The 25,930-nt window shown below is 69.1% G+C and carries 21 protein-coding genes; 12 read left to right on the plus strand and 9 right to left on the minus strand.

The genetic code is table 11. The annotated features are described in order from the left end of the window. The first annotated feature begins 320 nt into the window (after positions 1–320). The 5 genes from dnaK to AC1DB8_RS00340 all read left to right on the plus strand — a co-directional run bounded on the left by dnaK (position 321) and on the right by AC1DB8_RS00340 (position 5,001). A complete protein-coding gene (gene dnaK / locus AC1DB8_RS00320; protein WP_175322345.1) occupies positions 321–2,180 on the plus strand; it encodes a molecular chaperone DnaK in 1,860 nt (619 codons plus the stop codon). 2 nt (positions 2,181–2,182) lie between these two features. Next, positions 2,183–2,833, plus strand: a complete 651-nt coding sequence (locus AC1DB8_RS00325; RefSeq protein ID WP_441416604.1) for a nucleotide exchange factor GrpE — start codon at positions 2,183–2,185, stop codon at positions 2,831–2,833. A gap of 94 nt (positions 2,834–2,927) precedes the next feature. Further along, a complete protein-coding gene (locus AC1DB8_RS00330; RefSeq protein WP_441416605.1) occupies positions 2,928–3,911 on the plus strand; it encodes a DnaJ C-terminal domain-containing protein in 984 nt (327 codons plus the stop codon). 10 nt (positions 3,912–3,921) lie between these two features. After that, positions 3,922–4,344, plus strand: a complete 423-nt coding sequence (locus AC1DB8_RS00335; protein ID WP_441416606.1) for a heat shock protein transcriptional repressor HspR — start codon at positions 3,922–3,924, stop codon at positions 4,342–4,344. Positions 4,345–4,602: 258 nt separating this feature from the next. Continuing rightward, positions 4,603–5,001 (plus strand): hypothetical protein, encoded by a 399-nt coding sequence (locus AC1DB8_RS00340; protein WP_441416607.1) that lies wholly within the window; start codon positions 4,603–4,605, stop codon positions 4,999–5,001. Between the two features lie 16 nt (positions 5,002–5,017). On the opposite strand, the gene AC1DB8_RS00345 is transcribed toward AC1DB8_RS00340, so the two are convergent. Together AC1DB8_RS00345 and AC1DB8_RS00350 are read right to left on the minus strand one after the other, a co-directional pair. Continuing rightward, a complete protein-coding gene (locus AC1DB8_RS00345; protein ID WP_476891909.1) occupies positions 5,018–6,643 on the minus strand; it encodes an FG-GAP repeat domain-containing protein in 1,626 nt (541 codons plus the stop codon). Positions 6,644–6,752: 109 nt separating this feature from the next. After that, positions 6,753–10,211: a DEAD/DEAH box helicase gene (locus AC1DB8_RS00350; protein ID WP_441416609.1), complete on the minus strand. Its 3,459-nt coding sequence runs from the start codon at positions 10,209–10,211 to the stop codon at positions 6,753–6,755. Between the two features lie 163 nt (positions 10,212–10,374). Here AC1DB8_RS00350 and AC1DB8_RS00355 point away from each other — a divergent pair, with 163 nt between their 5' ends. Beyond that, positions 10,375–11,274 (plus strand): DMP19 family protein, encoded by a 900-nt coding sequence (locus AC1DB8_RS00355; protein WP_476891910.1) that lies wholly within the window; start codon positions 10,375–10,377, stop codon positions 11,272–11,274. On the opposite strand, the gene AC1DB8_RS00360 is transcribed toward AC1DB8_RS00355, so the two are convergent. After that, positions 11,271–11,837 (minus strand): COG4315 family predicted lipoprotein, encoded by a 567-nt coding sequence (locus tag AC1DB8_RS00360; protein WP_441416611.1) that lies wholly within the window; start codon positions 11,835–11,837, stop codon positions 11,271–11,273. The two genes, AC1DB8_RS00355 and AC1DB8_RS00360, sit on opposite strands and share 4 nt — an antisense overlap. A 153-nt stretch (positions 11,838–11,990) precedes the next feature. Between AC1DB8_RS00360 and AC1DB8_RS00365 the strand changes: the two genes are divergently transcribed. Together AC1DB8_RS00365 and AC1DB8_RS00370 are read left to right on the plus strand one after the other, a co-directional pair. Beyond that, positions 11,991–12,491 (plus strand): sigma-70 family RNA polymerase sigma factor, encoded by a 501-nt coding sequence (locus AC1DB8_RS00365; protein ID WP_441416612.1) that lies wholly within the window; start codon positions 11,991–11,993, stop codon positions 12,489–12,491. Then, positions 12,488–13,162 carry an anti-sigma factor family protein gene (locus AC1DB8_RS00370; protein WP_441416613.1) on the plus strand — a complete coding sequence of 225 codons (675 nt, stop codon included), beginning with the start codon at positions 12,488–12,490 and terminating at the stop codon, positions 13,160–13,162. The genes AC1DB8_RS00365 and AC1DB8_RS00370 overlap by 4 nt, the downstream gene beginning before the upstream one ends. Before the next feature lie 8 nt (positions 13,163–13,170). Here AC1DB8_RS00370 and AC1DB8_RS00375 read toward each other — a convergent pair whose 3' ends face one another. Continuing rightward, positions 13,171–13,989, minus strand: coding sequence for a DUF1206 domain-containing protein (locus AC1DB8_RS00375; protein WP_441417822.1), 819 nt, complete (start codon positions 13,987–13,989; stop codon positions 13,171–13,173). A gap of 152 nt (positions 13,990–14,141) precedes the next feature. Beyond that, positions 14,142–15,065 carry a tRNA (guanosine(46)-N7)-methyltransferase TrmB gene (trmB, locus tag AC1DB8_RS00380; RefSeq protein ID WP_441416614.1) on the minus strand — a complete coding sequence of 308 codons (924 nt, stop codon included), beginning with the start codon at positions 15,063–15,065 and terminating at the stop codon, positions 14,142–14,144. A gap of 163 nt (positions 15,066–15,228) precedes the next feature. Between trmB and AC1DB8_RS00385 the strand changes: the two genes are divergently transcribed. Further along, on the plus strand, positions 15,229–16,509 hold the full coding sequence (locus AC1DB8_RS00385) for an MFS transporter (RefSeq protein ID WP_476892279.1): 1,281 nt from the start codon (positions 15,229–15,231) through the stop codon (positions 16,507–16,509). Positions 16,510–16,534: 25 nt separating this feature from the next. Here AC1DB8_RS00385 and AC1DB8_RS00390 read toward each other — a convergent pair whose 3' ends face one another. Beyond that, a complete protein-coding gene (locus tag AC1DB8_RS00390) occupies positions 16,535–17,824 on the minus strand; it encodes an MFS transporter (RefSeq protein WP_476891911.1) in 1,290 nt (429 codons plus the stop codon). 24 nt (positions 17,825–17,848) lie between these two features. Then, positions 17,849–19,111, minus strand: a complete 1,263-nt coding sequence (locus AC1DB8_RS00395) for a M20 metallopeptidase family protein (protein WP_476891912.1) — start codon at positions 19,109–19,111, stop codon at positions 17,849–17,851. 130 nt (positions 19,112–19,241) lie between these two features. On the opposite strand from AC1DB8_RS00395, the gene AC1DB8_RS00400 reads away from it, so the two are divergent. The 3 genes from AC1DB8_RS00400 to AC1DB8_RS00410 all read left to right on the plus strand — a co-directional run bounded on the left by AC1DB8_RS00400 (position 19,242) and on the right by AC1DB8_RS00410 (position 24,093). Next, positions 19,242–20,276, plus strand: coding sequence for an Lrp/AsnC family transcriptional regulator (locus AC1DB8_RS00400; RefSeq protein WP_476891913.1), 1,035 nt, complete (start codon positions 19,242–19,244; stop codon positions 20,274–20,276). A gap of 93 nt (positions 20,277–20,369) precedes the next feature. Further along, a complete protein-coding gene (locus AC1DB8_RS00405) occupies positions 20,370–21,776 on the plus strand; it encodes an MFS transporter (RefSeq protein ID WP_441416618.1) in 1,407 nt (468 codons plus the stop codon). A gap of 409 nt (positions 21,777–22,185) precedes the next feature. After that, positions 22,186–24,093, plus strand: coding sequence for a DEAD/DEAH box helicase (locus AC1DB8_RS00410; protein WP_476891914.1), 1,908 nt, complete (start codon positions 22,186–22,188; stop codon positions 24,091–24,093). Between the two features lie 113 nt (positions 24,094–24,206). On the opposite strand, the gene AC1DB8_RS00415 is transcribed toward AC1DB8_RS00410, so the two are convergent. Together AC1DB8_RS00415 and AC1DB8_RS00420 are read right to left on the minus strand one after the other, a co-directional pair. Continuing rightward, positions 24,207–24,857 (minus strand): MBL fold metallo-hydrolase, encoded by a 651-nt coding sequence (locus AC1DB8_RS00415; protein ID WP_476891915.1) that lies wholly within the window; start codon positions 24,855–24,857, stop codon positions 24,207–24,209. A 20-nt stretch (positions 24,858–24,877) separates the two neighbouring features. Further along, the gene (locus AC1DB8_RS00420) at positions 24,878–25,888 is read right to left on the minus strand and encodes an aldo/keto reductase (RefSeq protein ID WP_476891916.1); all 1,011 of its coding nucleotides are present in this window, start codon (positions 25,886–25,888) and stop codon (positions 24,878–24,880) included. Between the last annotated feature and the right edge of the window lie 42 nt (positions 25,889–25,930).

Genomic DNA, 25,930 nt, shown 5'->3' on the forward strand with positions numbered 1-25,930 from the left:
GCTGCCGCACCTGGCGCGGGCCCGTTCTCGCACAGCGAAATCACGGCTGCGGAGCGTTTGCGCTGCCCTAAATCCGCTCAAATCCGCGGCTTTGCGGCGCTTCCCGGCCCGGAAGCACCACTCGTAACTCCAAGTTGAGTCGAATGGACTCAACTTCGGATTGACATCCATCCCGGGCTGGGTAAAGTTGAGTGCAGAGCGCTCAATAAGTGGGCGCGCCTCGTTTTCGACGGGCTCGATCGCCGGGTATGGCCCGGCCGCCGGGCACCCGCCCGATTGCCGGGGGCCAGCAAGTTTCCAAGGAAAGAAGGAAGCAACACATGTCACGTGCAGTAGGTATTGACCTCGGAACCACTAACTCCGTCGTCTCCGTTCTCGAAGGTGGCGAGCCCACCGTCATTGCCAACGCCGAGGGTGGCCGCACCACGCCGTCGGTTGTTGCATTCTCCAAGTCCGGCGAAGTCCTGGTCGGCGAGATCGCCAAGCGCCAGGCCGTCAACAACATCGACCGCACCATCGCCTCGGTCAAGCGCCACATGGGCACCGACTGGAACGTCGCGATCGATGACAAGAAGTACACCGCCCAGGAAATTTCCGCGCGCATCCTGATGAAGCTCAAGAACGACGCCGAGTCCTACCTCGGTGAAAAGGTCACGGACGCCGTGATCACCGTTCCTGCATACTTCAACGACGCCGAGCGCCAGGCCACCAAGGAAGCCGGCGAGATCGCTGGCCTCAAGGTCCTGCGCATCGTCAACGAGCCCACTGCGGCTGCCTTGGCCTACGGCCTGGATAAGGGCAAGGAAGACGAGCTCATCCTCGTCTTCGACCTCGGCGGCGGAACCTTCGACGTGTCCCTCCTCGAAGTCGGCAAGGACGAAGACGACTTCTCCACCATCCAGGTGCGCGCCACCGCCGGTGACAACCGCCTCGGCGGCGACGACTGGGACCAGCGCGTCGTGGATTACCTGCTGAACCAGCTCAAGGTCAAGGGCATCGACCTCTCCAAGGACAAGATCGCCCTGCAGCGCCTGCGTGAAGCTGCCGAGCAGGCCAAGAAGGAACTCTCCTCCTCCTCGAGCACCAACGTCTCGCTCCAGTACCTCTCCGTCACCCCCGACGGCCCGGTCCACCTGGACGAGCAGCTGACCCGCGCGAAGTTCCAGGACCTCACCAAGGACCTGCTGGAGCGCACGAAGAAGCCCTTCCACGACGTCATCAAGGAAGCCGGCATCAAGCTCTCCGACATCGACCACATCGTGCTGGTCGGCGGCTCCACCCGTATGCCCGCCGTCTCCGAGCTGGTCAAGGAACTCGCCGGCGGCAAGGAGCCGAACAAGGGCGTCAACCCGGACGAGGTCGTCGCCGTCGGCGCCGCACTGCAGGCCGGTGTGCTGAAGGGTGAGCGCAAGGACGTGCTGCTGATCGACGTCACCCCGCTGTCCCTGGGCATCGAGACCAAGGGCGGTGTCATGACGCACCTGATCGAGCGCAACACGGCCATCCCCACCAAGCGCAGCGAAACCTTCACCACGGCGGACGACAACCAGCCGTCCGTGGCGATCCAGGTCTTCCAGGGCGAGCGTGAGTTCACCCGCGACAACAAGCCGCTGGGCACCTTCGAACTGACCGGCATCGCACCCGCCCCGCGCGGCGTGCCGCAGGTCGAGGTCACCTTCGACATCGATGCGAACGGCATTGTGCACGTCTCCGCGAAGGACAAGGGCACCGGCAAGGAACAGTCGATGACCATCACGGGCGGCTCCAGCCTCTCCAAGGAAGACATCGACCGCATGGTCCGCGACGCCGAGGAGCACGCAGCAGAGGACAAGGCCCGCCGCGAGGCGACCGACACCCGCAACACTGCCGAGCAGCTCGCGTACTCCGTGGACAAGCTGATCGCCGACAACGCCGACAAGCTGCCGGAAGAGGTCAAGACCGAGGTCCAGGCCGACGTCGACGCCCTCAAGGCAGCGCTCGAAGGCACCGACGACGCCGCCGTCAAGACCGCGTTTGAGAAGCTGCAGGCTTCCCAGACCAAGCTCGGCGAGGCCATCTACGCCCAGCCCGGTTCCCCCGACGGTGCCGCTGGCGCCCAGGGTGCTCCGGCCGGCGAGCAGGCGGCTTCCGACGAGGACATCGTTGATGCCGAGATCGTTGACGAAGACGAGAAGAAGTAATCATGCCGCACCACGGTAACGAAGAAGAGCACGGCGACGAGAGCCGTGATGACAGCCAGAAGCCGGTGATCCACGACAACCGCAAGGTTGATCCGAAGACCGGCCAGGCACGCCATCCCGACCAGGAGCGCGCCGCCGCAGGGGAGCCCGATTCCGGGGACGCACTGTCCCAGGCCGAGGACATCCTCAATAGCGTCGAGGTTCCGGCAGCGGAGTCCGTGGCGCAGGACGCAGGTGCCGGGGAGGCGGAGGAACTGAAGAACGACCTCCGCCGCCTGCAGGCCGAGTACGTCAACTACCGCAAGCGCGTTGAACGTGACCGCGCCGTGGCAGGGGAGATGGCCGTCATCGGCGTCCTCAACGCCCTGCTTCCGGTGCTGGACGACGTCGACGCCGCCCGGCAGCACGGCGACCTGGCGGACGGACCGTTCGCCGCGATCGCCGCGAAGCTGGAGAACGCGCTGAAGACGTACGGCCTGGTGCGCATCGATGAGACCGGCGTGGAGTTCGATCCCACGATCCACGAGGCCCTCATCCAGCAGCCCGGCCCGGATGTCGAGACCGACACCGTCAGCCAGGTCCTGCGCTCGGGCTACAAGTCCGGCGACCGGGTGCTCCGCGCGGCCCAGGTCATCGTGGCCGTCCCTGCCTAGCAGCACGTCATCGAGATGACAGTTCGCGCCGGTGTTTCCCGCAAACATTGGCGTGAACTGTCATCTCGGCACACACTTTTGAAAGGAAACGCCATTGGCTAGCCAAGACTGGGTGGACAAGGACTTCTACAAGATCCTTGGTGTCGCCAAGGACGCTTCCGACGCCGACATCAAGAAGGCCTACCGGAAGCTCGCGCGGCAGCATCACCCGGACACCAACGCCGGGGATACTGCATCGGAGAAGAAGTTCAAAGACATCTCCGAGGCCTACTCGGTGCTTTCCGACGCCGACGAGCGCCAGCAGTACGACGCCATCCGGGCCATGGGCGGCGGCGCCCGCTTCGCCCCCGGCGGCGCCGGCGGGGCGGCCGGCGGTGCCGGCTTCGAGGACCTTTTCGGCGGACTGTTCACCGGCGGCGGCGGACGCCACTCCGGCGGCTACAGCACCGCCGGCGGCATCCCGCCCGAGTTCGCCGACCTGTTTGGCGGCGGCGGCTTCGGCGGCGGTGGCCAGTCCTTCCAGCGCGCACCCCAGAAGGGTGCTGACCGGACCGCGTCCACCAGCATCTCCTTCGCCGGGTCCATCCGCGGCACCACCATCGGGCTGCGCGAACCGGACGGCGAAGTCATCGACGTGCGCATCCCGGCCGGCATCAAGGACGGCCAGAAGGTCCGCGTCCGCGGCAAGGGCCAGTACGGTCCGGCCGGCAACGGCGACCTCATGGTCACCGTCACGGTGAAACCGCACGACTTCTACACCCGCGACGGCGACAACCTGCGCATCCATGTCCCGGTCACCTTCGCCGAGGCCGCCCTGGGCGCCGACATCGAGGTTCCGACCATCGACGGGGACAAGGTCAGGGTCCGCGTTCCCGCCGGCACCCCGTCAGGGCGCACGCTCCGCGTCAAGGGACGCGGCGTCAAGCACACCAAGGCCACCGGTGACCTGCTGGTGACCATCGACGTCGCCGTGCCGAAGAAGCTGAGCAAGGACGCCGAGGAAGCCGTGAAGGCTTTCGCCGCGGCCACCTCCGGCGAGGACGTCCGCGCCGGCCTGGCAGCCAAGGCCCGGCTGTAGGAGTCCTGCCATGGACATCGAGTTCGACCAGCCGATCTTCGTCATCTCCGTCGCCGCGGAACTGGCGGACATGCACCCGCAGACGCTGCGCCAGTACGACCGGCTCGGCATCGTCTCGCCCAGCCGCGCCCCCGGCAAGTCCCGGCGGTACTCGCAGCGCGACGTGAACATGCTCCGCGAGGTGCAGCGGCTCTCCCAGGAGGGCGTCTCACTCGAGGGCATCAAGCGGATCCTGCAACTGGAAAACCAGGTTGCGGCGCTGCAGCGCCGGGTCACCGAGCTGACCGAGGAACTGGGCCGGCGCCGGCAGCCGCTGGACTCCCGCATTTTCGCCGCGGGGGCAGCCGGCGACGTCGTCACATTGGCCCGCGGACAGCGGCCCCGCGCCCGTTCGCAGGCCCTGGTGGTATGGCGGCCGCATGAGACGCCCTGACCGCCTCCAAGTAGTCGGCCCGGGCGAACTGAGTACTCGGTCGCAAATTCGGGTGGCCTAATCCGCATAGTCGGGTACCGCCAGGCAGTGACTTCCCGCCTGCGCGGCCGGTTGAATGGTCTTGGCAGCCGGGTGGCCGCCGAGTGGACAGCCGATATGACTCGGCTCCAGTGCAAAATGTCGGGGGGCACAGCACATGCTTCAGTCAACTATTCCGGACGCAGCAGCGCCGGCGTCCGCAGCGATCGCGGGCCGGCCATGAACAGCGGACTGTACGCCGTCGCACTCTTCGGACATTCCCTGCCGGGCCTGCTCCTGCTCACCCTTGGCCAATCCGTTGTGGTGGTCTGCGTCTGTTTCGATATGGTCCGGGCAGTCTCGGTGCCGCGCTCCAGGCGGCGCTACGTAGCCAACACCGTGTTCCGGACGCTGGCGCTTCCGTCCATCCTCTGCATGTCCCTCGTTGTGCTGGTCCATGCCGCGTCCGGCGCCTGGGAACAGGTGGCCGCCGGGGTCTTCGTCCTGGTTGCGGTGATCTTCCGCTGGCACCACGACACGGACGAGGACAGCTGGTGGACGGGCAAGGGCAAGGCCCTGGGACGCTGGCTCCGCAAGAGCCTGCCGGCGCCGCGGGCTGTGGCATCCGCCGCCGTGTGATCCCCGGGGCGCCGGCTCAAAAAATCGCGTTGAGGGTGTTCCAGCCGCCTCCGACCCGCACCCGCGCCAGCCACGTGCCGCCACTGCTTCGCGGGTAAAGCCAGAGGTTTCCGGCGCTATCGCGGGCCAGGATGTCCGGTGTGCGGTCACCGTTGAGATCCCCGGGACTCATCAGGGCGGTCATGCCGTTCCAGCCGCCGCCGAGCAGCACCCGGGGGAGCCAGCCGCCCGTGCCGCTGCCGCGGTACAGCCACAGCCGGCCGGTGGCAGTCTCCCGCGCCACGACATCCGCGGCGCCGTCGCCGTCGAAATCGCCCGGGGCCACCAGCGCATTAAAGATGTTCCAGCCGCCCCCGACCCGCACCCGCGGGAGCCAGCCGCCGGCGCCGTTGCCCGGGTAGAGCCAGAGGAAGCCGGTCGCTGCCTCTCGGGCCAGCACGTCGACGCGCTGGTCGCCGTTGAAATCGCCCGGGCCGAGGATGCCATTCATGATCTGCCAGCCATTGCCGGCCAGGATACGGCTGAGCCATCCGCCGGTGCCGTTGCCGCGGTACAGCCACAACTTGCCGGTCGCGGCCTCCCGTGCCAGGACGTCCAGGGGGCCGTCGCCGTTGAAGTCCCCGGGAGTCTCGAGGGCGTTGTACGCGGCCCAGCCCGCCCCAATCCGGATGCCCGGAAACAGCCCGCCGCGCCCCGTCCCCGGGTACAGCCGCAGCTCGCCGGTGGCGGCGACCCGGGCCAGGACATCGTTGTTCCAGTTGCCGTTGAAATCCGCGGTCGCCCCCGAGAGCGCGGAGGCCGGCACGGGCAGCGCGGTAAACGCGTAGGGGGCGCAGGTGAGGTCGTAGTCGCGGACGTCGTCGTACCACTGTGACAGGAAGACCCGGCCGCCGGAGAAGCTGGCCTGCCGGCACCGGTCCAGGGCTTCGGACGGGTAGTCGAGGCGCCCGGCGGTGGCCCAGACCGGCACCCCCGGCAACCTCCACGAGCCGGTGATGTCCTGCCAGCCGGAGGCGAAGGAGTAGAGGCCGTAGGAGTATCCCGCGTCCCGGAGGCCCCGCATCAGGCCTTCCACCACGTACCGGTTCTCGCGCCGTTGCACCGCGGTGGCGGCGGGCCAGGGCTGGGCCGGCCGCGGCTCCACATCGATCCAGACGACGGGTGGCCGGAAGCTCACCCGCTGGAGGCTGGCGAGGGCGTAGCGGGCTTCGGCGTAACCGACGTTGGAGAGCTCTCCGGCCCGGGTACTGGCGGACCACGGCCCCTGCGCGCGGTAGGTGGCAAGCTGGGCGGCGGTGGGGAAAGCCGCCATGGTGTAGGCGTGGGCGCGCTTGTTATTGGTGCCGACCCAGGCCACCTGGCTGGCCAGGCACGGGTTCTCGGTGAAGGGCAGTCCCCGGGTCAGGCCCAGCACCACGAACTGGGTAGTCGCCGGAGGCAACGGCAGGCCCAGGCCGCCGACCGCCGTCGGGCATTGCGGCCAGGAGATGTCATGTCCGTACAGGGCGGCCGCCTGCGCCGGCGGAGCGGTGGCCGGCAGCAGGCCCAAAACCAGCGCCAAGGCTGCCACCACCGACGCCAGCGCCGATGCGGGCCGCCGCGGGTGCGCCGCGGTGCCAATGAACCTCATACGCGCGGCCATGGCCACCCGCTCCTTCGCCCAGGCTCTTCCCGATACGCACCATTGGACACCCGGATCGACGCCCTCCGCTAGGGCTGGACGCCCCTGCGCGGACGGGCCGGTCCGGGCGTCAGTCGGTGAACAGCCCGGCCAGATCCTCCGCCGTCAGTGCGCCGCCGGAGAGGGCGTCGCCTTCCATCACGTCGGCGAACAGCTGGGACTTCTTGGCCTTGAGCGCCATGACTTTTTCCTCGATGGTGTCCTTCGCCACAAGCCGGTAGACCATCACGTTGCGGGCCTGCCCGATCCGGTGCGTCCGGTCCACGGCCTGCGCTTCGGAGGCCGGGTTCCACCAGGGATCCAGCAGGAACACATAATCCGCCTCGGTCAGGTTCAGGCCGAAGCCGCCTGCCTTGAGGCTGATCAGGAACACCGGTGCGGCGCCGTTCTTGAACTCGTTGACGACGTCGGTGCGGTTGCGGGTGCTGCCGTCGAGGTAGCAGAACTCGATATTTTCCTCGATGAGCCGTTCGCGGACCTTGCCGAGGAAGCCGGTGAACTGGCTGAAGATCAGCGCGCGGTGGCCCTCGGCCACGAGGTCCTCCAACTGCTCGAACAACACGTCCAGCTTGCTGGAGCGCACCCCCGAGAGCGAGGGGTCGATCAGGGACGGGTCCAGGCTGAGCTGCCGCAGCAGGGTCAGCGACTGGAAGATCGTGAAACGGTTCTTGTTGACGTCCTCGATCAGGCCCAGGATCTTCTGCCGCTCGCGCTGCAGATGCGTCTGGTAGACCTTCTGGTGCCGCGGGTTCAGCACGACCTCGAGGACCTGCTCCTGCTTGGGCGGCAGGTCGTGGATGACCTGTTCCTTGGTGCGGCGCATCATCAGCGGCCGGACCCGGCGCCTGAGCTTCTCCAGCTGTGCCCGGTCCCCGTTCTTCTCCACGGGCTTCTGGTAGTACTCGGCGAAGCGCTTGGGGCTGGAAAAGAGTCCCGGCGCCACGATCGAGGTCAGCGCCCAGAACTCCATCAGGTTGTTCTCCAGCGGTGTGCCGGTGATCGCCAGCTTGAAGGCGGCCGGGAGCTTCCGGGCGCACTGGTAGGCCTTGGATTGGTGGTTCTTTACGAACTGCGCCTCGTCGAGCACCAGCCCCGCCCACTGCCGGGAGGCGTAGGCCTCGTAGTCGATCCGGAACAGCGCGTAGGAGGTGATCACAATGTCGGCCCCGGCCATTGCCTCGGCCGGCACCGAGCCGCTTTTCGCGAAGGTCTCGCTGATGGCCCGCACCGTCAGGCCCGGCGCGAACCGCGCGGTTTCAGCCTGCCAGTTGCCGACCACACTGGTGGGCGCGACCACCAGGAAGGGCGCCCCGCCGGGTGCGCCGCCGGGCGGGCTGACGACGACGTCGGCCGCGGCCCCGGGGGCGACAGTGGCGGCGACGGCGGACGCGGCGGTCTCGGCGGCGGCGACCTTGGCGGCGCAGATCAGCGCCAGCGCCTGGACGGTCTTGCCCAGGCCCATGTCATCCGCCAGGACGCCGCCGAGCCCGTGGCGGTAGAGGAAGCTGAGCCAGTTGAAGCCCTCGAGCTGGTACGGGCGCAGCTCGGCGTCCAGGGTGTCGGGCAGCGGCAGGCCCTTGACGCCGCCCTCGAGCAGCCCGCCGACGGCCTCGCGCCACGCGGCGGCCTGTTCGTCGACGATGCCCAGCTGTGCCAGCTCGTCCCAGAGCCCGGCCTGGAACCGGCTGATCTGCAGCGGCGCGTCCTTGTTGTCCTGCAGTTCCCGCGCCTCTTCGATCAGGGCGCGCAGCTGGTGCAGCTCGGGCAGGTCCAGGGAGAAGTACGCGCCGCTGGGCAGCAGCATCTTGGTTTGGCCCGACGCCAGGGCGGAGAAAACGGCGGCGAAGGACACCGGCTGGCCCTCGAGCGAAATCTGGATGCCCAGGTCGAACCAGTCCCGCTGGTCGGTGGCCTTGGTGGAGATCGACACCACCGGGGCTTCCTCGGCCTCGCGGTAGTCGGCAATCTCGCCGGCCGTGTCCACGGAAACTTCCGGAAGCTCGCGCAGCTTAGGGAGGACCTCCTCGGTGAAGGCGAGGGTGTCCAGGCCGCTGAGCTCCGCGGACGCCGCCAGCCGCGGAGTGCCCCAGCCTCCGGTAGCGGATTCGCCGAGCTTCGGCACAATGTCCCACGGCTGGCCCACGGTTTCCAGGATGCGGGCCTCGGCGGTGTCGTCGCGGTAGCCGTGGTCGCCGGGGTGCCGCCACAGCGGCTGGGCCGTGACCAGGGTTCCGGCCTTGTAGTGCCACTCCCAGTGCAGCCGGACCCGGTGGTCCGCGCCGTAGTTGGCCAGCAGGGACAGGGTGGGGACGGCCAGGGCGGGCAGCTCGACGGATTCGTCGGAGGCGGTCACCCGGGCGGTCTGCTTGAGCTTGGGATAGAAGCCGGTGAGGAAGCGCCCCTCGTCCCGGGACGGAATATGTAGCGTGGTGCCGGCGGTGACGAAGGTCAGGAGTTCCTCGCTGAGTCCGGCCTCCAGGGGTGCGAGGGTGATCGCGGAGTCGCCCGGGGCGACGCCGGGCAGCGCGTCGGCGCCGGAGGTCAGGAAGATGCCGTGGGCCGGGCGGCCGATGGTCCCGACCGATGCCGGATCCACCACCGCGCCCTCGACGGTGATCGTCGGTGCGAGCGCCAGCCCGCCGCCGTCGGCCTCCTCGGCGCCGAGCCGGGTCAGGTTGAGTCCGACGGCGGCTGGCTCGTCGGCCAGCCGTACGGGTTCGTCGCCCCGGCCGTGGACCAGGGCGAGGCCGATCTTCCGGGCCTCGGCCAGCAGGCTCCAGAGGTTCTTGCCGGCGTAAGTGTTCAGTCCCAGCCAGGGCGCGGTGCCGGCGTGCTGTCGGTTGGCCAGGGCCGTGTGCGAGGCGAGGAATTCCTGCATCCACTCCACGTGGGCTTCGTTGCATTCGCGCCGGTAGTTCAGGTAGCTCAGGGTGTTCCAGGAGACGTCGCCCCGGATCCACTTGCCCTTGGCCCCCATGATGACGGGCCGGGCCTTGAGCTGGCGGACGCTGCGCAGCGGGTCCCGGCGGCCCGTGTAGGAGAAGTGCGGGGCCGGTTCCTCGATCTCGAACTGCAGTGCCAGCGGCACGCCGTTGGTCGACTGGGTGATCCCAGGCCGGGCGATTAGCGGGCTCAGGGCCTGCTCCCAGTCCGGCAGGTCCAGCGCCGAGGGCTGGCGCGACAGCCGGGAGGATTCCGCGGGCGCGAGCAGCTGGACGCGGGTCGCCGGGTTGTCCTCGGCGGCAAACAGCAGGGCCGCCACGTGCTTGCAGTCCTTGCGCACCGGGCAGCTGCAGACACCGACGGTGCAGCTCCAGCCGCCGCCCTTGCGGACCAGCTTCGCCGTCGTCGAATACGGCACGTCCGCGCCGCCGCGGACCTTGCCCAGCATCAGCCCGGTGGCGGCGTCGAAGGAAATCCCGGAAACCCGGCTCCCCATGGCGTAAGCAAGTCCGGCCGCGAGGGAGCGGTCGTTGATTGCGGGGGTCTGTATTGCCAGTGCCGCACTCTCGTCCGGATGGGATGGCATGTGCGCACTACTTCCAGCAGTTGGTCATCTGATCCATCTTAGCCAGCCTGGCGGTGCCCGGAAACTTCGCCTGACGTTCACCTCGCGCTCGGGCGCCCCGGAACCGGGCGGGCCTACCGTGGAAGGGACCGGAGCAGCACACCCCACCACCGTGAGGATCCCCATGAGCACCAGCCCGACCCAGAGCCCGACCGCCACCAGCCATGCCCCGGTGCTGACCAGGGAGAGCCTCAACGGCGGCAACGTGGACATCGTGGACAACAACGTCGACGTCGTCAACGCCATGTACGCGGAACTGCTGGATGCCGAGGAAATCGCGGCCAACGCCTTGCGCAGCTATTACGTGGACTTCTATCTGACGCAGTCGCTCGGCGGCGGCTTCGCCCAGTACGTCTTCACCGTGCCGGAGCGCGAGGAGATCGACGAGTACGTCCGCGAAGGGCTGGCCGGCATGGGCGCCGCCGCGCACCTGGACCTGTTCAACCGCAGCGTGGCAGCCTATGACTCGCTCTCGGAGGAGGAAGCGGAGGCCTATCTCGACGGCGACGCCGAGCTGGGTGGTGAAGACGGCGGTGCGGCGGCGGTACCCGAGGCGGTCCAGCTCCTGGAGCAGCTCGACGACGAATTCGAGCCGCTGCTGGAAACCGAGGACATTGTCGCGCTCAATGCCGCCTGGCTCCGCGGCCAGCCGGACCTGCTGGTCCTGGACGAGGACGAACTCGACCGGCACATCCACGAGCGGGTGTCCCGGATCCCGAACCTGTCGGAGCGTCAGGCAGCGGCGACCGAGGAGGAACTCAGCAGCGCGCCGGAGTTTGAGCTGATCATCCGGGAGCTCTGCGAGGTGGCCGGACACACCTTGCTCAAGATCACCATGGGCGACCCGAACCATGACCACAACGGCGAACGCGTCCTGGCCTGGCACTTCACCACGGACCAGGGCGAGTTCCTCATGCTGGAGGACGACGAGGAGGCGTACATGATCCACCCGGAGACCCGGGAGATCGTGGCCGCCGTCGAGTTCGAGGACGAGTCCGACGACGGCCTCGCGTCCGGGGCCTAGTAGCCGCCGCCAGCGGCGGAAGTGATCATTTCACCGGCAGGGTTGACGAGGTACCAAACGTTCCCGACGCCCTGGCCGGTGGTGTCACCGGGCGCCCGGTCCTTGGCATAGTAGTACAAGGGCATCCCGTTAATGGTCAGTTGCTTCTTGCCGTCCGGCGTGGGGATGGTGCCCACCTTGCCGGTGACGCCTTCCGCCGCCGGTGCGTCGGAGCCGGCAAGCACCGGCGGCCAGGCGGCGATGCAGGAACCGGTGCAGGCACTCGTGCCGGAGTCCTTGGTGTCCTTGGCGAAGAGGTAGACGCTCATGCCCTTGGCGTCCACGACCACCTGCCCGGCGCTGGTCGCGGCAGTCTTAAGCTCAGCGGCCGACGCCGGGGCGCTGGACCCGGAGGTGCCGGTCGCCGAAGTTGCCGGCGCCGGGGAGGCAGCCGCTGTGGTGGCGGAGGCCGCCGTTGTGCCGGCAGCCGGCGCCGGCGTCGTGGTCCCGCTGCCCCCAGCGCAGCCGGAAACGACGACGGCAAGAGCGAGGGCAGACAGGGTGGCGCCGAAGTGCTTTGTCATTGTTGGCTCCTAGGCTAGGTGCCGGCCATCTCGCTGTCCGGCTAGCTGTTACGACGGCGGCGGGTGAAGAATGGTTCAAGGGTGTTCCGTTGAACTTTCGGGCCGGCGTGTACGTCCTAGTGGGGCAGAGGGACCAAGCCCGGGAGGTGCCGCATGCCGCTGGATGAAGACGTGGTGGCCGCGATCTATCGCGAGCACGGAACGGCGCTGCGGCGGTTCGTCCTGGGCGCGTGCCACGACCCGCAGCTGGCGGACGACGTCGTGCAGGAAACGGTGCTGCGCGTCTGGCAGCAGGCGCCGCAGATCACCGGCAGCCTGCGCAGCTATCTATTCCGGACCGCCCGCAACATCATGATCGACAACTACCGCAAGGCCCAGCGCCGGCCGCGGGAGGCCGCCGAGCGTGAGGTCGCCGACCCTGCGGGCGCCGCGGAACGCGTCGATGAGCTGCTCAACCGGGTCCTGATGGAGGAGGCGTTGCTGCGCCTCAGTGCCGAGCACCGGGACGTCCTGGTCGCCCTCCACTACCGCCGCTTCACCGTCCAGGAAGCCGCCGCGCACCTGAACATTCCAGCCGGTACGGTGAAGTCCCGGGCCTTTTACGCGGTGCGGGCCCTGCGGACGATCCTCGACGAAATGGGGGTGCAGCAGTGAACGGAACCGAACTCCACCAGCTGCTTGGCGCGTATCTGCTCGGCGGCCTGGAACCCGGTGAGGCTGCGGCTTTCGAACGGCATCTGGCCGATTGCCGGGACTGCCGCACGGCCCTCGACGAACTCGCCAGCCTCCCGGCGCTGCTCGACGCCGTCCCCGTGCCCGACGCCGTCGCGCTCACCACACTCACGCGGCCCGCCCCGGCCGCCGAGGCTGCTCCGGTGTCCGTCCCTCGGGGGCTGCTGGCCGCGCTCGCGGCCCGCCGGCGGAAGGCGCGACGGCTGTGGTCGGCGGCGCTGGCGGCGGTTGCCGCGGCCTGTCTGGCGGTAGGTTTCCTGGCCGGGCCGCTGCTGGCACAGCAGCCCCAGCCGGACGCCAGTTATTCCGTGGCGGCCGGCAACGGGCCGCAGTTCACCGTCGGCCTCGTGAAGAAAACGTGGGGCACCGAGTTGGCAGTCGATGGCAGGAGCATGCCAGTGGACGGCACCCTCTCGCTCTGGGTGAAGGGCCGCGACGGCGGCGAGGACCGGGCGTGCGCCTGGACGGCCACCCCCAGCGGCAAGGTGCGCATCACCGGGGCCACGCCGCTGCAGCTGGCCAGCATCGCCAGCATCGAGATGCGTAACGGCCAGCAGCAGACCGTCGCGGTCATCACCGTGCCGCCGCGGTAGGGAAGCCCCTACATCCGGGCGAGCCGGGCCCGGACGGCCAGGAAGATGCCGTAGCAGATCAGGCCCGCGCCGACGGCGGCGAGCATGTACATCCCGAGCGGCTGCTCGCGCAGGGCCTTCAGCCCGCCGTCGAGCCCGGTTGATTCCGCCGGGTTAGCCTTCACGGTGGCGATGACTATCAGCAGCCCGGTCAACAGCAGGGCCACACCCTTGGCGGCATAGCCGGCGACACCGGCGACGGTCACCGCGGTGCGGGTGTGCTCGTTGGCGGGCAGGCGCAGGTACTTGAGGAACGATTTCCGGAAGCCACGGATGGCGTAGACGACGCCGGTGACCGCGATGGCAGCGCCGATGACGATCAGCAGCAGCACGCCGGCCGGGGCCTTCATGAGCTGGACCGTGAGGTCGCTGGTGGAGCGGCGGTGGTCTGCGTGGGCCCCGAGGGCCACGGACGCCAGCGTGAGCCCGAACCCGGCATAGACCACGGCCTGGAGGGCGGCCTTGAGCTTCTTGCCGACCTTGTCCTTGGTGGGCAGGCGGTTGAAGTCGAACACCGCGTCGCTGGTCTGCCAGATGGCCAGGGCGACGCAGGCCGCGAAGGCGCTCCACAGCAGCGCCGGTCCAGCCGGCTGCTTGGCGAGTTCCTCAACGGCGCCGCTGACATCAGCCTGCCCCTGCCCGCCCATCGCGAGCCGGATCGCGACGAGCCCGATCAGGAAGTGCAGGACGCCGGAAACGGCGAACCCTGCCCGTGCCGCGTACTCGAGTGGCTTGGAGTTGGTGACGTCCTCGGCGACTTCCGCGGCGTCCTTAAGTTCTTTTTTGATGATCGGTCCTTCGCGTCTTCTGGCTCGGCCGGCGCCTTCGTGCCGCCGCTAGCCATGCATCTTCGGTAATCGTGCCACGGGAACCTGCTGCGCAACAGCACTTGTGCCACGCCGGCCGCTGTCCCGGCACCGGGACCGGGCGGGTGCGTGTGTCAGCGGCGCCGGTAGCAGAGGTCGAAGATCAGCCGGCCCGCTTCGTGGGCTTTGTTCTCGAAGCTCGTCAGGATCCGGCCCTCGAACCGAGGCGCCCAGCCGCCGGTCTCGTCGACGCCTTCGTTGGGCCCGGTGTGTTCGGTGCTGACCGGCGCGCGGCCCTCCTTGACCGGGGCCCCGCCCACAACGGACTCCACCCCGGACTCCCAGACCTGCGTGAGCGGGCTGTCAGCGCCGCTGCGCTCGCCCTCGTGCAGGTTCTCGAAGTCGGCGGAGCCGGCCAGGACCTCGCGTACGTGCACGGCGTAGTTGGACCAGTCGGTCGCGATCCGCCAGATACCGCCGGGCTTGAGCGCCCGGGCCGCGAGCTCGGCGAAGGCCGGCTGGATAAGGCGCCGCTTGTGGTGCCGCGACTTGTGCCAGGGGTCGGGAAAGAAGACCCAGAGCTCGGTGACCGAGCCCGCCGGGAGCATGGTGGCAAGCACCTCGGGGGCGTTGGCCTCCACCACCCGGACGTTGCTCAGCCCGCGGCTGTTGATCTTGATGAGGGTGTTGGCCAGGCCCGGGGTGTAGACCTCCACGGCCAGGAAGTCCTTGTCCGGGTTCTCCTCGGCCGCGTGGCAGACGGCGTCGCCCAGCCCCGAGCCGATCTCGACAATCAAGGGAGCCGTCCGGCCGAACTCGGCCTCGGCGTCGAACACGTAAGCGGGGTGCACGGACGTGTTGGCGATGTGCCGGGGGACCTCCACCGCCCACCGGTCCGAGTGCTCTTCCCACGCGGCCTGGCGGCGTCCCTGCAGGCGGGTGCCGCGGCGTACGAAGCTGACCGGCCGGCCGCCGTAGGTGCCGAACGATGCCTGGCTGCCGGGAGTAACCGGGCGGGGAGGCTGCGGCGTCTGGGGGGATTCTGGGGATTCGCTCATCACTCCCAGAATAGTGGAGTTCGCGCAGGCCCGACGGACCGGGGAACCACCATACGGCCACGCGGAGGACGGTCCGGGCGTCCATGCGTCGCTCCGCCATTCTTTCGAAGCGGCGCCCCGCGCCTGCCAGAATAGGTCGGTGACGACACCTGGAAACGCACCCGTGCCCGCCCGCACCGCTGCCGGCGGCCACCCGCACCAGCGGCTGGATCCCCTGGTGGACGCGGAGATCGACGACGTTCCCGCCGCGGAGCCCACCCTACTCGGCAGCCGCCGCGCACTGGCCTATTTGGGCGTGTGCCTGGTGCTGATCGGACTGAACCTGCGCACCGTCTTCTCCAGTTTCGCCGCGGTCCTTCCGGAAGTGACGGCCGACGTCGGCCTGCCCGGCTGGGCCGTCGTCGCGCTGACCACGGCGCCGGTGACCCTGCTTGGTGTGTTCGCCCCGCTCGCGCCGCGGCTGGCCCGCCGGTTCGGGGCCGAACGGGTGCTGCTTGGAGCCATGGCCGTGCTGACCGCAGGCCTGCTGCTGCGCCCCCTGGACGTACCCGGCCTGGGCCACCTGCCCGCGCTCCTGGCCGGCACGGCGGCCTGCGGCGCTGCCATCTCGCTCTGCAACGTCCTGCTTCCGGGCCTCGTGAAGCGCGACTTCCCGCACCGGCTCGGCCTGATGGGCGGGCTCTACACCACCGCGATCTGCGCGTCCGCGGCCCTCGGCGCCGGCTTCACCTACCCGCTGTTCAGCGCGAGCGGCCAGTGGACGGCGGCGCTGTGGTTCTGGGCGCTGCCGGCCGGCGTCGTACTCCTGCTGTTCCTGCCGCTGGCGGCGGCCCAGCGCCACGGGCGGCACCAGATCGCGGCCAGCGGGATCAACGTGTGGCGCTCGGCGGTCGCCTGGCAGGTGACCGGGTTCATGGTGCTCCAGGCCATGATGTCCTTCAGCGTTTTCGCCTGGCTGGCGCCGATCCTGCGCGAGCGCGGGGTCGACGGCGGTACGGCCGGCCTGATCGTGTCCGCCTCGATCGTGCTGCAGATGCTCGGATCCCTGTTTGCCCCCGCCCTCGCCGCCCGGCTCCGGGACCAGCGCGCCATCAACACGGTGGTGGCGCTGATGACCGGCGGCGGCTTCGCCCTGAGCATCTTCGGCCCCCTGGACCTGGTCTGGGTGTGGACCGGGCTGCTGGGGTTGGGACAGGGCAGCCTCACCGCGGTGGCCCTGACCATGATCATGCTCCGCACCCGCGACGGCCACACCGCCGCCCACCTGTCCGGCATGATGCAGGGGGTGGGCTACGGCGTCGGCTCGGCCGGAACCCTGCTGGTCGGACAGTTGCACCAGGCCACCGGATCCTTCGCCGCGGCGGGCGTGCTCTTCCTGGTGGTCGGCTCGCTGGCCGCCGTGTTCGGGTACCGGGCCGGCAAGGATCGTTTCGTCGGCGACTGACGCAGGCCGGCCCTGGCGCGCCACCTCAGAGGGTGAGGTCCTTGCCCTTCGTTTCCGGGATGGTGAAGACGAAGACGGCGGAGATGGCGAGCAGCAGCACGGCGTAGACGTTGAACAGCTGCGGCATCTGCAGGCTGGTTCCGAGCCACTGCTGCAGGTAGGGCGCGGTGCCGCCGAACAGCGCCACACAGATCGAGTAGGGAACGCCGACGCCGACAGTGCGGATGCTCGTGGGGAACAGTTCGGCGTAGACGGCCGGAACGATCGCAGCGCTGGCGGCGATGAAGACCAGCATCACGGACATGCTGACGGCCAGCTGCCAGGCGGAGTCCTTGAGCAGCGCGGTCATCGGGAAGTGCATGATGCCTGCGCCGATCGCCCCGGCCCACAGGACCTTCTTGCGGCCGATCCGGTCGGAGAGCTTGCCCCAGAAGGGCAGTGCCGCGATGAAGACGATGTTGCCGATCACGCCGGCCCACAGGGCTTCGCCGCGGTCAATCTTCAGGGCCGTGGTGGCGTAGCTGGGAGCGACAACACCCCAGATGTAGTAGATCACCGTCAAGCCGACCGTCAATCCGATCACCTGCAGGGCCTGCTTGCGGTGGCGGACGATCTGCGGCCAGATCGGAGCGTGCTTCTCCGCCGAGGCTTCGCCGGCAAAGACGTCCGTTTCGTGCAGCCGGGACCGCATGATCAGTGCGTAGAGGCCCATGGCTGCGCCGACCAGGAACGGGATGCGCCAGCCCCAGGCGTTCATCACTTCGGTGCTGAGGACCATGTTCAGCACGGCGCCCAGCAGGGTTCCGAACAGGATTCCCACCGTGCCGGAGGTGTAGATCAGGGTGGCCCAGAAGCCGCGGTGTTCCCTCGGCGCCATCTCGGACAGGTACGTCTGCGACGACGGCAGCTCGCCGCCGTGGGCCAGCCCCTGGACCAGGCGCGCCACCAGGAGCATGAGCGAGGCCCACGCGCCGACCGCAGCGAAGGTCGGCGCGATGCCGATCATCAGGCTGCCCACCGAGGCTAGCCCCACGGCCAGGGTCATCGAAGCCTTGCGGCCGATCCGGTCACCGATCCAGCCGAACAGGAAGCCGCCGAAGGGCCGGGCCACGAAGCCGACGGCGAAAATCGCCAGCGTCGACAGCACCGCCGAGGCGGGATCGGCCTTGCTGAAGAGCTGGCTGGCGATGAATGGCGTGAACGTGGCGTAGATGGCCCAGTCGTACCATTCGACGGCGTTGCCGATGCCGGTGCCGATGATTGTCTTGCGGGTGGAGGTCCGGGTTGCCGTCGGCATGGACGCGGTTGCTGTCATGGTCTTCTCCCTCAGGGGGTGGGGCTAGGAAAGGGTGGAGCCGGCGGCCGTGGCCGCGGCGGGGGCGTTGGCTGCCGCAAGTGCGGCAAGCCGGGAAATGGCGAGCTCCGCGTAGAGCGCGGCACCGTCGGCCAGCACACCGTCGTCGAACGTCGCGTACGGGGAGTGGTTGAACGCGGCGGTGGCGTGGTCGGCGTCGCGGGGGACGGCGCTCAGCCCGATGAAGGTGCCGGGGACCTCGGCGAGGACCCTCGAGAAGTCCTCGGAGCCGCTCAGCGGGGTGGCCCAGCGGGCGAGCCGGGAGTCGCCGAACAGGCCCTCGATGACGGTTTCCGCGGTGCGCGTCTCGTCCTCGTCGGTGATGGTGAGGGGGTATTCCTGCTGGTAGTCGACGTCGACGTCGAGGCCGTGCGCCGCGGCGATGCCCTTCAGCAGGCGCGGCACGGTGTCCATCATTTTCTGCCGGGACTGCTCGGAGAAGGTCCTGATGGTGGCCTCGATGCGCGCGGTTTCCGGGATGATGTTGCGCTTGGTGCCGGCCTGGAGCACCCCCACGGACAAGACAACGGGGTCGAACATGTTGAACTGGCGGGTGACCATGACCTGGAGGGCGGTGACCATTTCGGCGGCGGCCGTGACCGGGTCCTTGGCTGAATGCGGGGCCGAGCCGTGGCCGCCGGCGCCGAGCACGGTGACCATCAGTCCGTCGGAGGAGCTGAGCATGACGCCCGGCTTGGTGCAGAAGGTGCCGTGCGGTTCCAGCGCGGAGAACACGTGCATGCCGTAGGCAGCGTCCACGCGCCGGCCGGCGGCATCGAGCACGCCCTCGCGGATCATGTGGCCGGCGCCGTCGAAGCCCTCCTCGCCGGGCTGGAACATCAGCACGACGTCGCCAGCCAGCCGGTGCCGCCGCTCGGCCAGAAGGGTCGCGGCGCCGGTGAGCATGGCGGTGTGGAGGTCGTGGCCGCAGGCGTGCATGGCGCCGTCGACCCTGGACGTGAACTCCACGCCGGTTTTCTCCTGCACCGGCAGGCCGTCCATGTCCGCGCGCAGGAGTACCGCCGGGCGGGTATCCGCGCCGTTTCCGGCCGCCTGGCCGCGCAGAACCGCGGTGATGGACGTCGTGTCCGTGCCGAGGGTGACCTCGTAGCCGAGCCCGTCGAGTGCCTGGAGCACCTTCTCCTGGGTGCGGGGCAGGGTCAGTCCGATCTCGGGCTCCTGGTGCAGCTCGTGGCGGAACCGGGCAAGGTCAGCCTGCATTTCCCGGGCGTCTGCGGTGATCGGCACATGTTCTCCTATGTGGTGGGTTCGGCTTTCTCGTCTATTCTGAAGTGACGTGGTTCACAGGCGGCCAAAGGGCTGGAAATATGCAGGAACTGATCTGCATCACAGTTTTTGTGCATGAGTGAAGGAGTGAATGGTGGAACTCAGCGAGGACGACCTCGCCCTGATCAACGTCCTGCAGATCGCGCCGCGCCTGAGCTGGGCGGATGCCGCGGAGGTGCTGGGCGTCCACGCCACCACCCTGGCCGCCCGCTGGGAACGGCTGCGGGCTTCCGGCGTCTCCTGGATTACCGCCCACCTGATCGGCGACCCCCATCAGATGTGCCTGGCGTTCGTTGCCGTTGACTGCGAAATGCACCGGCGCGCTGAAGTCACGGCCAGGCTCGCCAGGATGCCGGAAATCATCACGGTCGAGGAGGCGGCCAGCAACCGGGACCTGATGCTGACCGTTATCACGCCCTCCCTGGACGAGTTCGGCACGCAAGTGATCCAACGGCTGAAGGAGATTGACGGCTTGCTCAAATACCAGACCGCGCTGTGCACCAGGCTGCACGCAAGCGGCGGGTCCTGGCGGCTCAACGTGCTCAGCCGCGCACAGCAGGCCGCCGTGAAGGCAATGGCCGGCCCCGAGGCCACTGGCGTCGCCCCGACTGCCGCCAGGGAGAGCCTGCCGGCCAGCCACCTGGCGCTCCTGCCGTTCCTGGCCAAGGACGGCCGGGCCACGGCGGCGGAGGTCGCGCGCGGACTGGGCAGGCACCCGGCCACCGTCCAGCGCCAGCTGAACCGGGTGCTCGCGAGCGGGATCCTGTCTTTCCGCTGCGAGGTCGCCCAGAGGTTTTCGGCTTTCCCCGTCACTTGCCAGTGGTTCGTCAACGTCCCGGCCGGCCGGCACGAGGCGGCGGCCGCCGAGCTGAAGACGATGCGGAATGTGCGGCTCAGCGCTTCCACCACAGGTCCCACCAACTTCGTGATCATCATGTGGCTGCAGTCCCTGGCGGATGTCATGGGCATCGAGTTGGCGCTGCAGGAGAAGGTGCCCGGGATCGAACTGGTCGAAAGCGTCGTCATGCTCAGCACGGTCAAACGGGTGGGCTGGATGCTGAATCCGGATTCCAGGGCGAGCGGCGCCGTGGTGGTTTCGGCCCAGGGGCTCGACGCGCCCGGGTGAGCATTTCGGTGATGGCCGGGGACCGTCCGGCGGGCTGGGCGCTCCGTCCCGGCTGGGGCACCCGCCCGGCACCCCTCTAGTAGGCTGTGGCACGTGCCTCAAATAGACCCTCCCGTACCGGGCACTGATACCGCCCCGGATACCGGCGGCATCTTCCACCGCAGCTACCTGCTGGTGACCCTGGGCGCCCTGGCCCTCGTCTTCCTGGCGGCCTTTGAATCGCTGGCGGTAACCACCATCATGCCGCTGGTCAGCCGCGAACTGGATGGCGCCAGCCTTTACGCCCTCGCATTCGCCGGGCCGCTGGCGACCGGCGTCATCGGGATGGTGGCCGCCGGGAACTGGTCGGACCGGCGCGGCCCGGTGGGCCCGCTCTATGCTTCCGTGGCGCTGTTCGTCCTGGGCCTGCTGATCGCCGGATCGGCCGGGACCATGGCCATGCTCCTGGCCGGACGGCTGGTCCAGGGGCTCGGCGGCGGCGCGGTGACGGTGGCCCTCTACGTGGTGGTGGCCCGCGTCTATCCGCCCGTGCTGCACCCCAAGATCTTCGCCGCCTTCGCCGCGGCCTGGGTCATTCCTTCGCTGGTGGGCCCCTTCGCCGCCGGGCTGGTCGCCCAGTTGGCCAGCTGGCACTGGGTCTTCCTCGGTGTGGTGGGGCTGGTGGTGCCGGCCCTGCTGATGATCGTCCCGGCCCTGCGCGGACTCTCCGGCGGCGCCGAGGACGGCGCGGCGTCGCCCAGACCGTGGGACTACGGACGGCTGGCCTGGGCCGGCCTCGCGGCGCTCGCCGTGCTGGGGCTGAACCTGTCCGTGGAGCTGCCGGCGGCCGGCTGGGTGCTGGCGGCGGCCGCCGTCGTCGTCGCGCTGGTGGCCGTCCGCCCCCTGGTGCCCAGCGGGACGCTGACGGCCCGCCGCGGCCTGCCCGCCGTCATCCTCGCCCGCGGGCTCGCGTCCGCGGCGTTCTTCGGCGCCGAGGTGTACCTGCCCTACCTGCTGGTGGAGCGCTATGTCTTCTCGCCCACCTTCGCCGGCCTGACCCTCACCGGTGGAGCGCTCGCCTGGGCCGCGGCCTCCGCGATCCAGGGCCGGCTCGGGGCCAGGCTGGACCACCGCCGCGCGATCAGGATCGGCTCGGCGCTGGTCCTCGGCGCCGTGCTGCTGGCGCTGGCGACCACGCTCCTGGCGTGGCCGGCCGCCGTCGCGATCACCGGCTGGATCTTCGCCGGCGGCGGGATGGGGCTGATGTACCCGCGGCTGAGTGTGATGACCCTGGCGCTGTCCACGAAGGACACCGAGGGCTTCAACAGCTCGGCAATGTCCATCTCCGACTCCCTCGGCGGCGCCCTGGCGCTGGCCGCGACGGGGATCGTCTTCGCGGCGTTCACGACGGCGGCCGGCACCGGCGTCGCGCCCTTCGCGGGGGTCTTCGCGCTTACTGCGGCGATCGGCGTGGCGGGCGTGGCGGTCGCTCCCCGGGTGTCCGGATCCGGGCGAGCCTAGGCGCCGCAGGCCCGCCCAACTGACTCGCAATAGTTGTCGTTATGAGCGCGCAAAACGACAACAACTGCGAGCTAGTTGGGAGGCCCTGAAAACGGGAGGGCACGCGCAGATGCTAGACTGGAGGAACTTGATGTGCAGTGATGCCCACTTTGGATTCGGTTTGGTCAGCCTCGGTTCACCGGCCGGATCCCCTGCAGGATTCCTCCGGACTCCAAATGCAGGCCGTGGGCTTTATTCATGTGAGAGGCACATCCTGCGTCGATGAACGCGTTCTATTTGGTCCCGGCGGCCTGCAAAACTTTGCAAGCGGCCCGGTTGATCACCTGACTTTTCTTCGGCGAACCCCTGGGCCAACCGGCACCGGGGGCCGATATCCGCTTGGATACCGCCTGAAAGACCTTTGAAACACATGACTACTTTTGCTGCCCTCGGCACGCCCAAGGCCCTCGCCGACACCCTCACCGCCCAGGGGATCGTTGAACCGTTCCCCATCCAGGTCAAGACGCTCCCGGACACCCTGGCCGGACGCGACGTCCTGGGCCGCGGCCGTACCGGCTCCGGCAAGACCATCGCCTTCGCCATTCCGCTGGTGGCACGGCTCGCCGAGCGGGAAGCCGCGCACTTCCGCAAGCCCGGCCGCCCGATGGGCCTGGTCCTGGCGCCCACCCGCGAGCTGGCCACCCAGATCAACGCGACCATCGAGCCGATGGCCAAGGCCATGGGCCTGACCACCAACGTCATTTTCGGCGGCATCTCCCAGGCCCGCCAGGAAAAGGCGCTGCGCTCCGGCGTCGACATTGTCATCGCCTGCCCGGGCCGCCTGGAGGACCTGATCCGCCAGCGCATCCTGACCCTCGAAGCCGTCGAGATCACCGTCCTGGACGAGGCAGACCACATGGCCGACCTCGGCTTCCTCCCGGTGGTCAAGAAGCTCATGGACATGACCCCCAGCCAGGGCCAGCGGCTGCTCTTCTCCGCCACCTTGGACAACGGCGTGGACAAGATCGTGCAGCGCTACCTCTCCAACCCGCTGACCCACGCCGTGGACGAATCACAGGCTGCGGTCACCACCATGGAGCACCACGTCCTGGTCGTCAACGACCAGACCGTCAAGAAGCAGCTGATCGTCGAGCTCGCCTCGGGCGCCGGCCGCCGGGTGCTCTTCATGCGCACCAAGCACCATGCCCGCAAGCTGGCGAAGACCCTGACCGACGCCGGCATCCCCGCGGTCGATCTGCACGGCAACCTCTCGCAGAACGCCCGTGACCGCAACCTCGCCGAGTTCTCCTCCGGCGACGTCCGCGTGCTGGTGGCCACCGACGTCGCCGCCCGCGGCGTCCACGTCGACGACGTCGAGCTGGTCATCCACGTGGATCCGCCCACGGAGCACAAGGCGTACCTGCACCGCTCGGGCCGTACCGCCCGCGCCGGTTCCGACGGCACCGTGGTCACGCTGACCCTGCCGGAGCAGCAGTCCGACGTCAAGAAGCTGATGAAGGCTGCCGGCGTCGAGGTCAACTTCGAGCGCGTCACTGCCAACTCCCCGCTGGTTGCCGAGCTGGTCGGCGAGATGGCCGATAAGATCGATCCGCGCACCCGCGCCGCGCTGCTGGCCACCAAGGCCAAGCAGCAGGGCGGCGGCACCTCCACCGGTGCCAACGCCGAGCGCAAGCGCGCCCGCCGCACCACCCAGGCTGCACCCACCGCGGGTGGCCGTGGCGGCCGTGGCGGACGAGGACGCGTCGGAGCCGAGGCTCCCCGTACCGATCTTCCCCGTGCCGAGCGCCGCGCCGTGGCCTACGAAGGCCAGGCCGCTGCCCGCAACGCCGCAGAGCGCGTCGCGGAAAAGAACCAGGACCGGGCCGACGCCGAGCGCGCCGAGCGTCGCAACGCCCGGGGCCGTGGCCGCACCACGGCCTACGCGCACCACAACGATGTTCCCGCAGCCGGCGGCCGCGCCTCGGCTGGCCGTGGCTCGGACGGTCGCGCTGCGGAGGGTCGTAGCGACTCCCGCGGCGGTTCCGCACCCCGCACCGGTTCGGCACCGCGCACCGGCGGGGCACCCCGCGCCGGTGCAGGCCGTACCGGCGCCTCGGCCGGCGGCCAGCGCGGCGGACGTCCCGCTACCGGCCAGCGTGCCGCGGCAGGCGCCAAGTCCGGCGGCTCCGCAGCGGTTTGGTCCTCCAATACCGGCGGCACCTCCGGCGGATCCTACGCAGGCGGCGGCAACGGCCGCTCCGGCGAAGGCGGTCCGGCCCGCAGCGGCGGACCCCGCCGCGCGTCGGCCCCGGCGTCGAACGAACGCCGCAGCCGCTAAGGTCGCTTGTGCGCTAGATAAATTAGCTGATGACGCGCAAAATGCCGGTCGCTACGGGAATTCCCGCAGCGACCGGCATTATGCGCAGCGCCAGTCACAACCTCTAGCGCCAGTTACCAGCCGCGGGCGCGCCACTCTTCCAGGTGCGGGCGTTCCGCGCCCAGAGTGGTCGGCTTCCCGTGGCCCGGGTGCACCACGGTGTCGTCCGGATACACGTCGAACAGCCGCTCGCTGACATCCGTGAGCAGCTGGGCAAACCGCTCCGGATCCTGCTGTGTATTGCCCACTCCACCGGGGAACAGCGAGTCGCCGGAGAAGATGTGCGCCGGTCCCTCCGGGTCCTGGTACACGAATGCCACCGAACCCGGGGTGTGGCCGCGCAGGTGCACCGCCGTTACGTCGAACCCGTCGAAGTTGCCGACGTCGCCGTGATCGAGCAGCACATCGACCTTCACCGGCAGTTCCGGGGCGTCATCCGTCCCGGCAGCCGTCTTCACCCCGGTCGCTTCCACCAGGCCCGGCAGCGCACGGACGTGGTCCCAGTGCTGGTGGGTGGTGGCAATCAGAGCAAGTTTCGGCGTCGCGGCGGTATCCGCGGCGGCGTCGGCCAGCAGCCCCTGGATGGCGGCCAGATCATCGGCCGCATCGATCAGGAGCTGCGCGCCGGACGCCTTGGCGGTGAGCAGGTACACGTTGTTGTCCATCTCGCTGACCGAAATCCGGCGGATGGTGATGTCACGAAGTGAATGAATGAGCGAGTCCATGGGCATTAGTCTAGGACGGCCTATTCGCGGCCCTGGGAGACCCAGTTGGGGTCTGCCGAGCGGGAGCCGACGACGGCGTCCGCGGCGGCGTCGAGCCTCTCCAGTTGCGCCGGGGTCAGGTCGAGCGACAGGGCGCCGAGGTTTTCATCAATCCGGGAGGCCTTGCGCGTCCCGGGGATCGGGACCACCGGCAGCCCCAGTTTCCGGCCCTGCGCGAGCAGCCAGGCCAGCGCCACCTGGGCCGGCGTCGCGGCGTGACCGGGGCTGCTGAGCTCCGCTGCGACCGACTGGACCGCGGCGACTACGGCCTGGTTGGCGTCCAACGCGGTCTCGGCGAAGCGCGGGATGTTCCGGCGGAAGTCGTTGCTGCCCAGCTTCGAGGCGTCGACTGTGCCGGTGAGGAATCCCCGGCCCAGCGGCGAGTAGGGCACAAAACCTACGCCAAGTTCGGCGGCGGCAGGAACAACGTTGCGTTCCACGTCGCGGCTCCAGATGGACCACTCGCTCTGGACTGCGGCGATCGGGTGGACGCTGCTGGCGTCCCGCAGTTCCTCGGCCGTCACTTCGGACAGTCCAAGGTGCCGCACCTTCCCGGCCTGCACCAGCTCCGCCATGGCCTCCACGGTTTCCACAATCGGAACGCGGAGGTCGCGGCGGTGCATGTAGTACAGGTCGATGGTGTCGGTGCCCAGGCGCTGCAGGCTGCGGTCGACCGCCTGCTTCACGTAGGCGGCGTCACCGCGGATGTCCGAGTAGCCGGTCGACGGGGTTCCCACCAGGCCGAACTTGGTGGCCAGCTGCACCTCGCCGCGGCGATCCTTGAGCAGCTGGGCGATCAGTTCCTCGTTGCTGCCGCCGCCGTAGATGTCCGCCGTGTCGATGAAGCTCACGCCCGCGTCCACCGCGTGGTGCAGGGTGGCCAGGGCCTCCGCAGGATCCACTTCCCCGTACACCGGGGTCAGGGCCATGCCGCCGAACCCCAGCGGGCTGACGCTGAGTCCGTCGCCGAGCTGGACTGTTGCTGAAGTCATCTTTGATCTCCTATCGCTGCCGGAATTTGCCGTCCCAGCCAA

Source organism: Arthrobacter sp. 10N410 (genome assembly GCF_056394945.1).

Excerpts from the sequence above, each read along its gene's own strand:
- dnaK (WP_175322345.1), top strand. The coding sequence starts at position 321 with ATGTCACGTGCAGTAGGTATTGACCTCGGAACCACTAACTCCGTCGTC.
- AC1DB8_RS00325 (WP_441416604.1), top strand. The coding sequence starts at position 2,183 with ATGCCGCACCACGGTAACGAAGAAGAGCACGGCGACGAGAGCCGTGAT.
- AC1DB8_RS00335 (WP_441416606.1), top strand. The coding sequence starts at position 3,922 with ATGGACATCGAGTTCGACCAGCCGATCTTCGTCATCTCCGTCGCCGCG.
- AC1DB8_RS00340 (WP_441416607.1), top strand. The coding sequence starts at position 4,603 with ATGAACAGCGGACTGTACGCCGTCGCACTCTTCGGACATTCCCTGCCG.
- AC1DB8_RS00345 (WP_476891909.1), bottom strand. The coding sequence starts at position 6,643 with ATGGCCGCGCGTATGAGGTTCATTGGCACCGCGGCGCACCCGCGGCGG.
- AC1DB8_RS00350 (WP_441416609.1), bottom strand. The coding sequence starts at position 10,211 with ATGCCATCCCATCCGGACGAGAGTGCGGCACTGGCAATACAGACCCCC.
- AC1DB8_RS00355 (WP_476891910.1), top strand. The coding sequence starts at position 10,375 with ATGAGCACCAGCCCGACCCAGAGCCCGACCGCCACCAGCCATGCCCCG.
- AC1DB8_RS00360 (WP_441416611.1), bottom strand. The coding sequence starts at position 11,837 with ATGACAAAGCACTTCGGCGCCACCCTGTCTGCCCTCGCTCTTGCCGTC.
- AC1DB8_RS00365 (WP_441416612.1), top strand. The coding sequence starts at position 11,991 with ATGCCGCTGGATGAAGACGTGGTGGCCGCGATCTATCGCGAGCACGGA.
- trmB (WP_441416614.1), bottom strand. The coding sequence starts at position 15,065 with ATGAGCGAATCCCCAGAATCCCCCCAGACGCCGCAGCCTCCCCGCCCG.
- AC1DB8_RS00390 (WP_476891911.1), bottom strand. The coding sequence starts at position 17,824 with ATGACAGCAACCGCGTCCATGCCGACGGCAACCCGGACCTCCACCCGC.
- AC1DB8_RS00400 (WP_476891913.1), top strand. The coding sequence starts at position 19,242 with ATGGTGGAACTCAGCGAGGACGACCTCGCCCTGATCAACGTCCTGCAG.
- AC1DB8_RS00410 (WP_476891914.1), top strand. The coding sequence starts at position 22,186 with ATGACTACTTTTGCTGCCCTCGGCACGCCCAAGGCCCTCGCCGACACC.
- AC1DB8_RS00415 (WP_476891915.1), bottom strand. The coding sequence starts at position 24,857 with ATGGACTCGCTCATTCATTCACTTCGTGACATCACCATCCGCCGGATT.
- AC1DB8_RS00420 (WP_476891916.1), bottom strand. The coding sequence starts at position 25,888 with ATGACTTCAGCAACAGTCCAGCTCGGCGACGGACTCAGCGTCAGCCCG.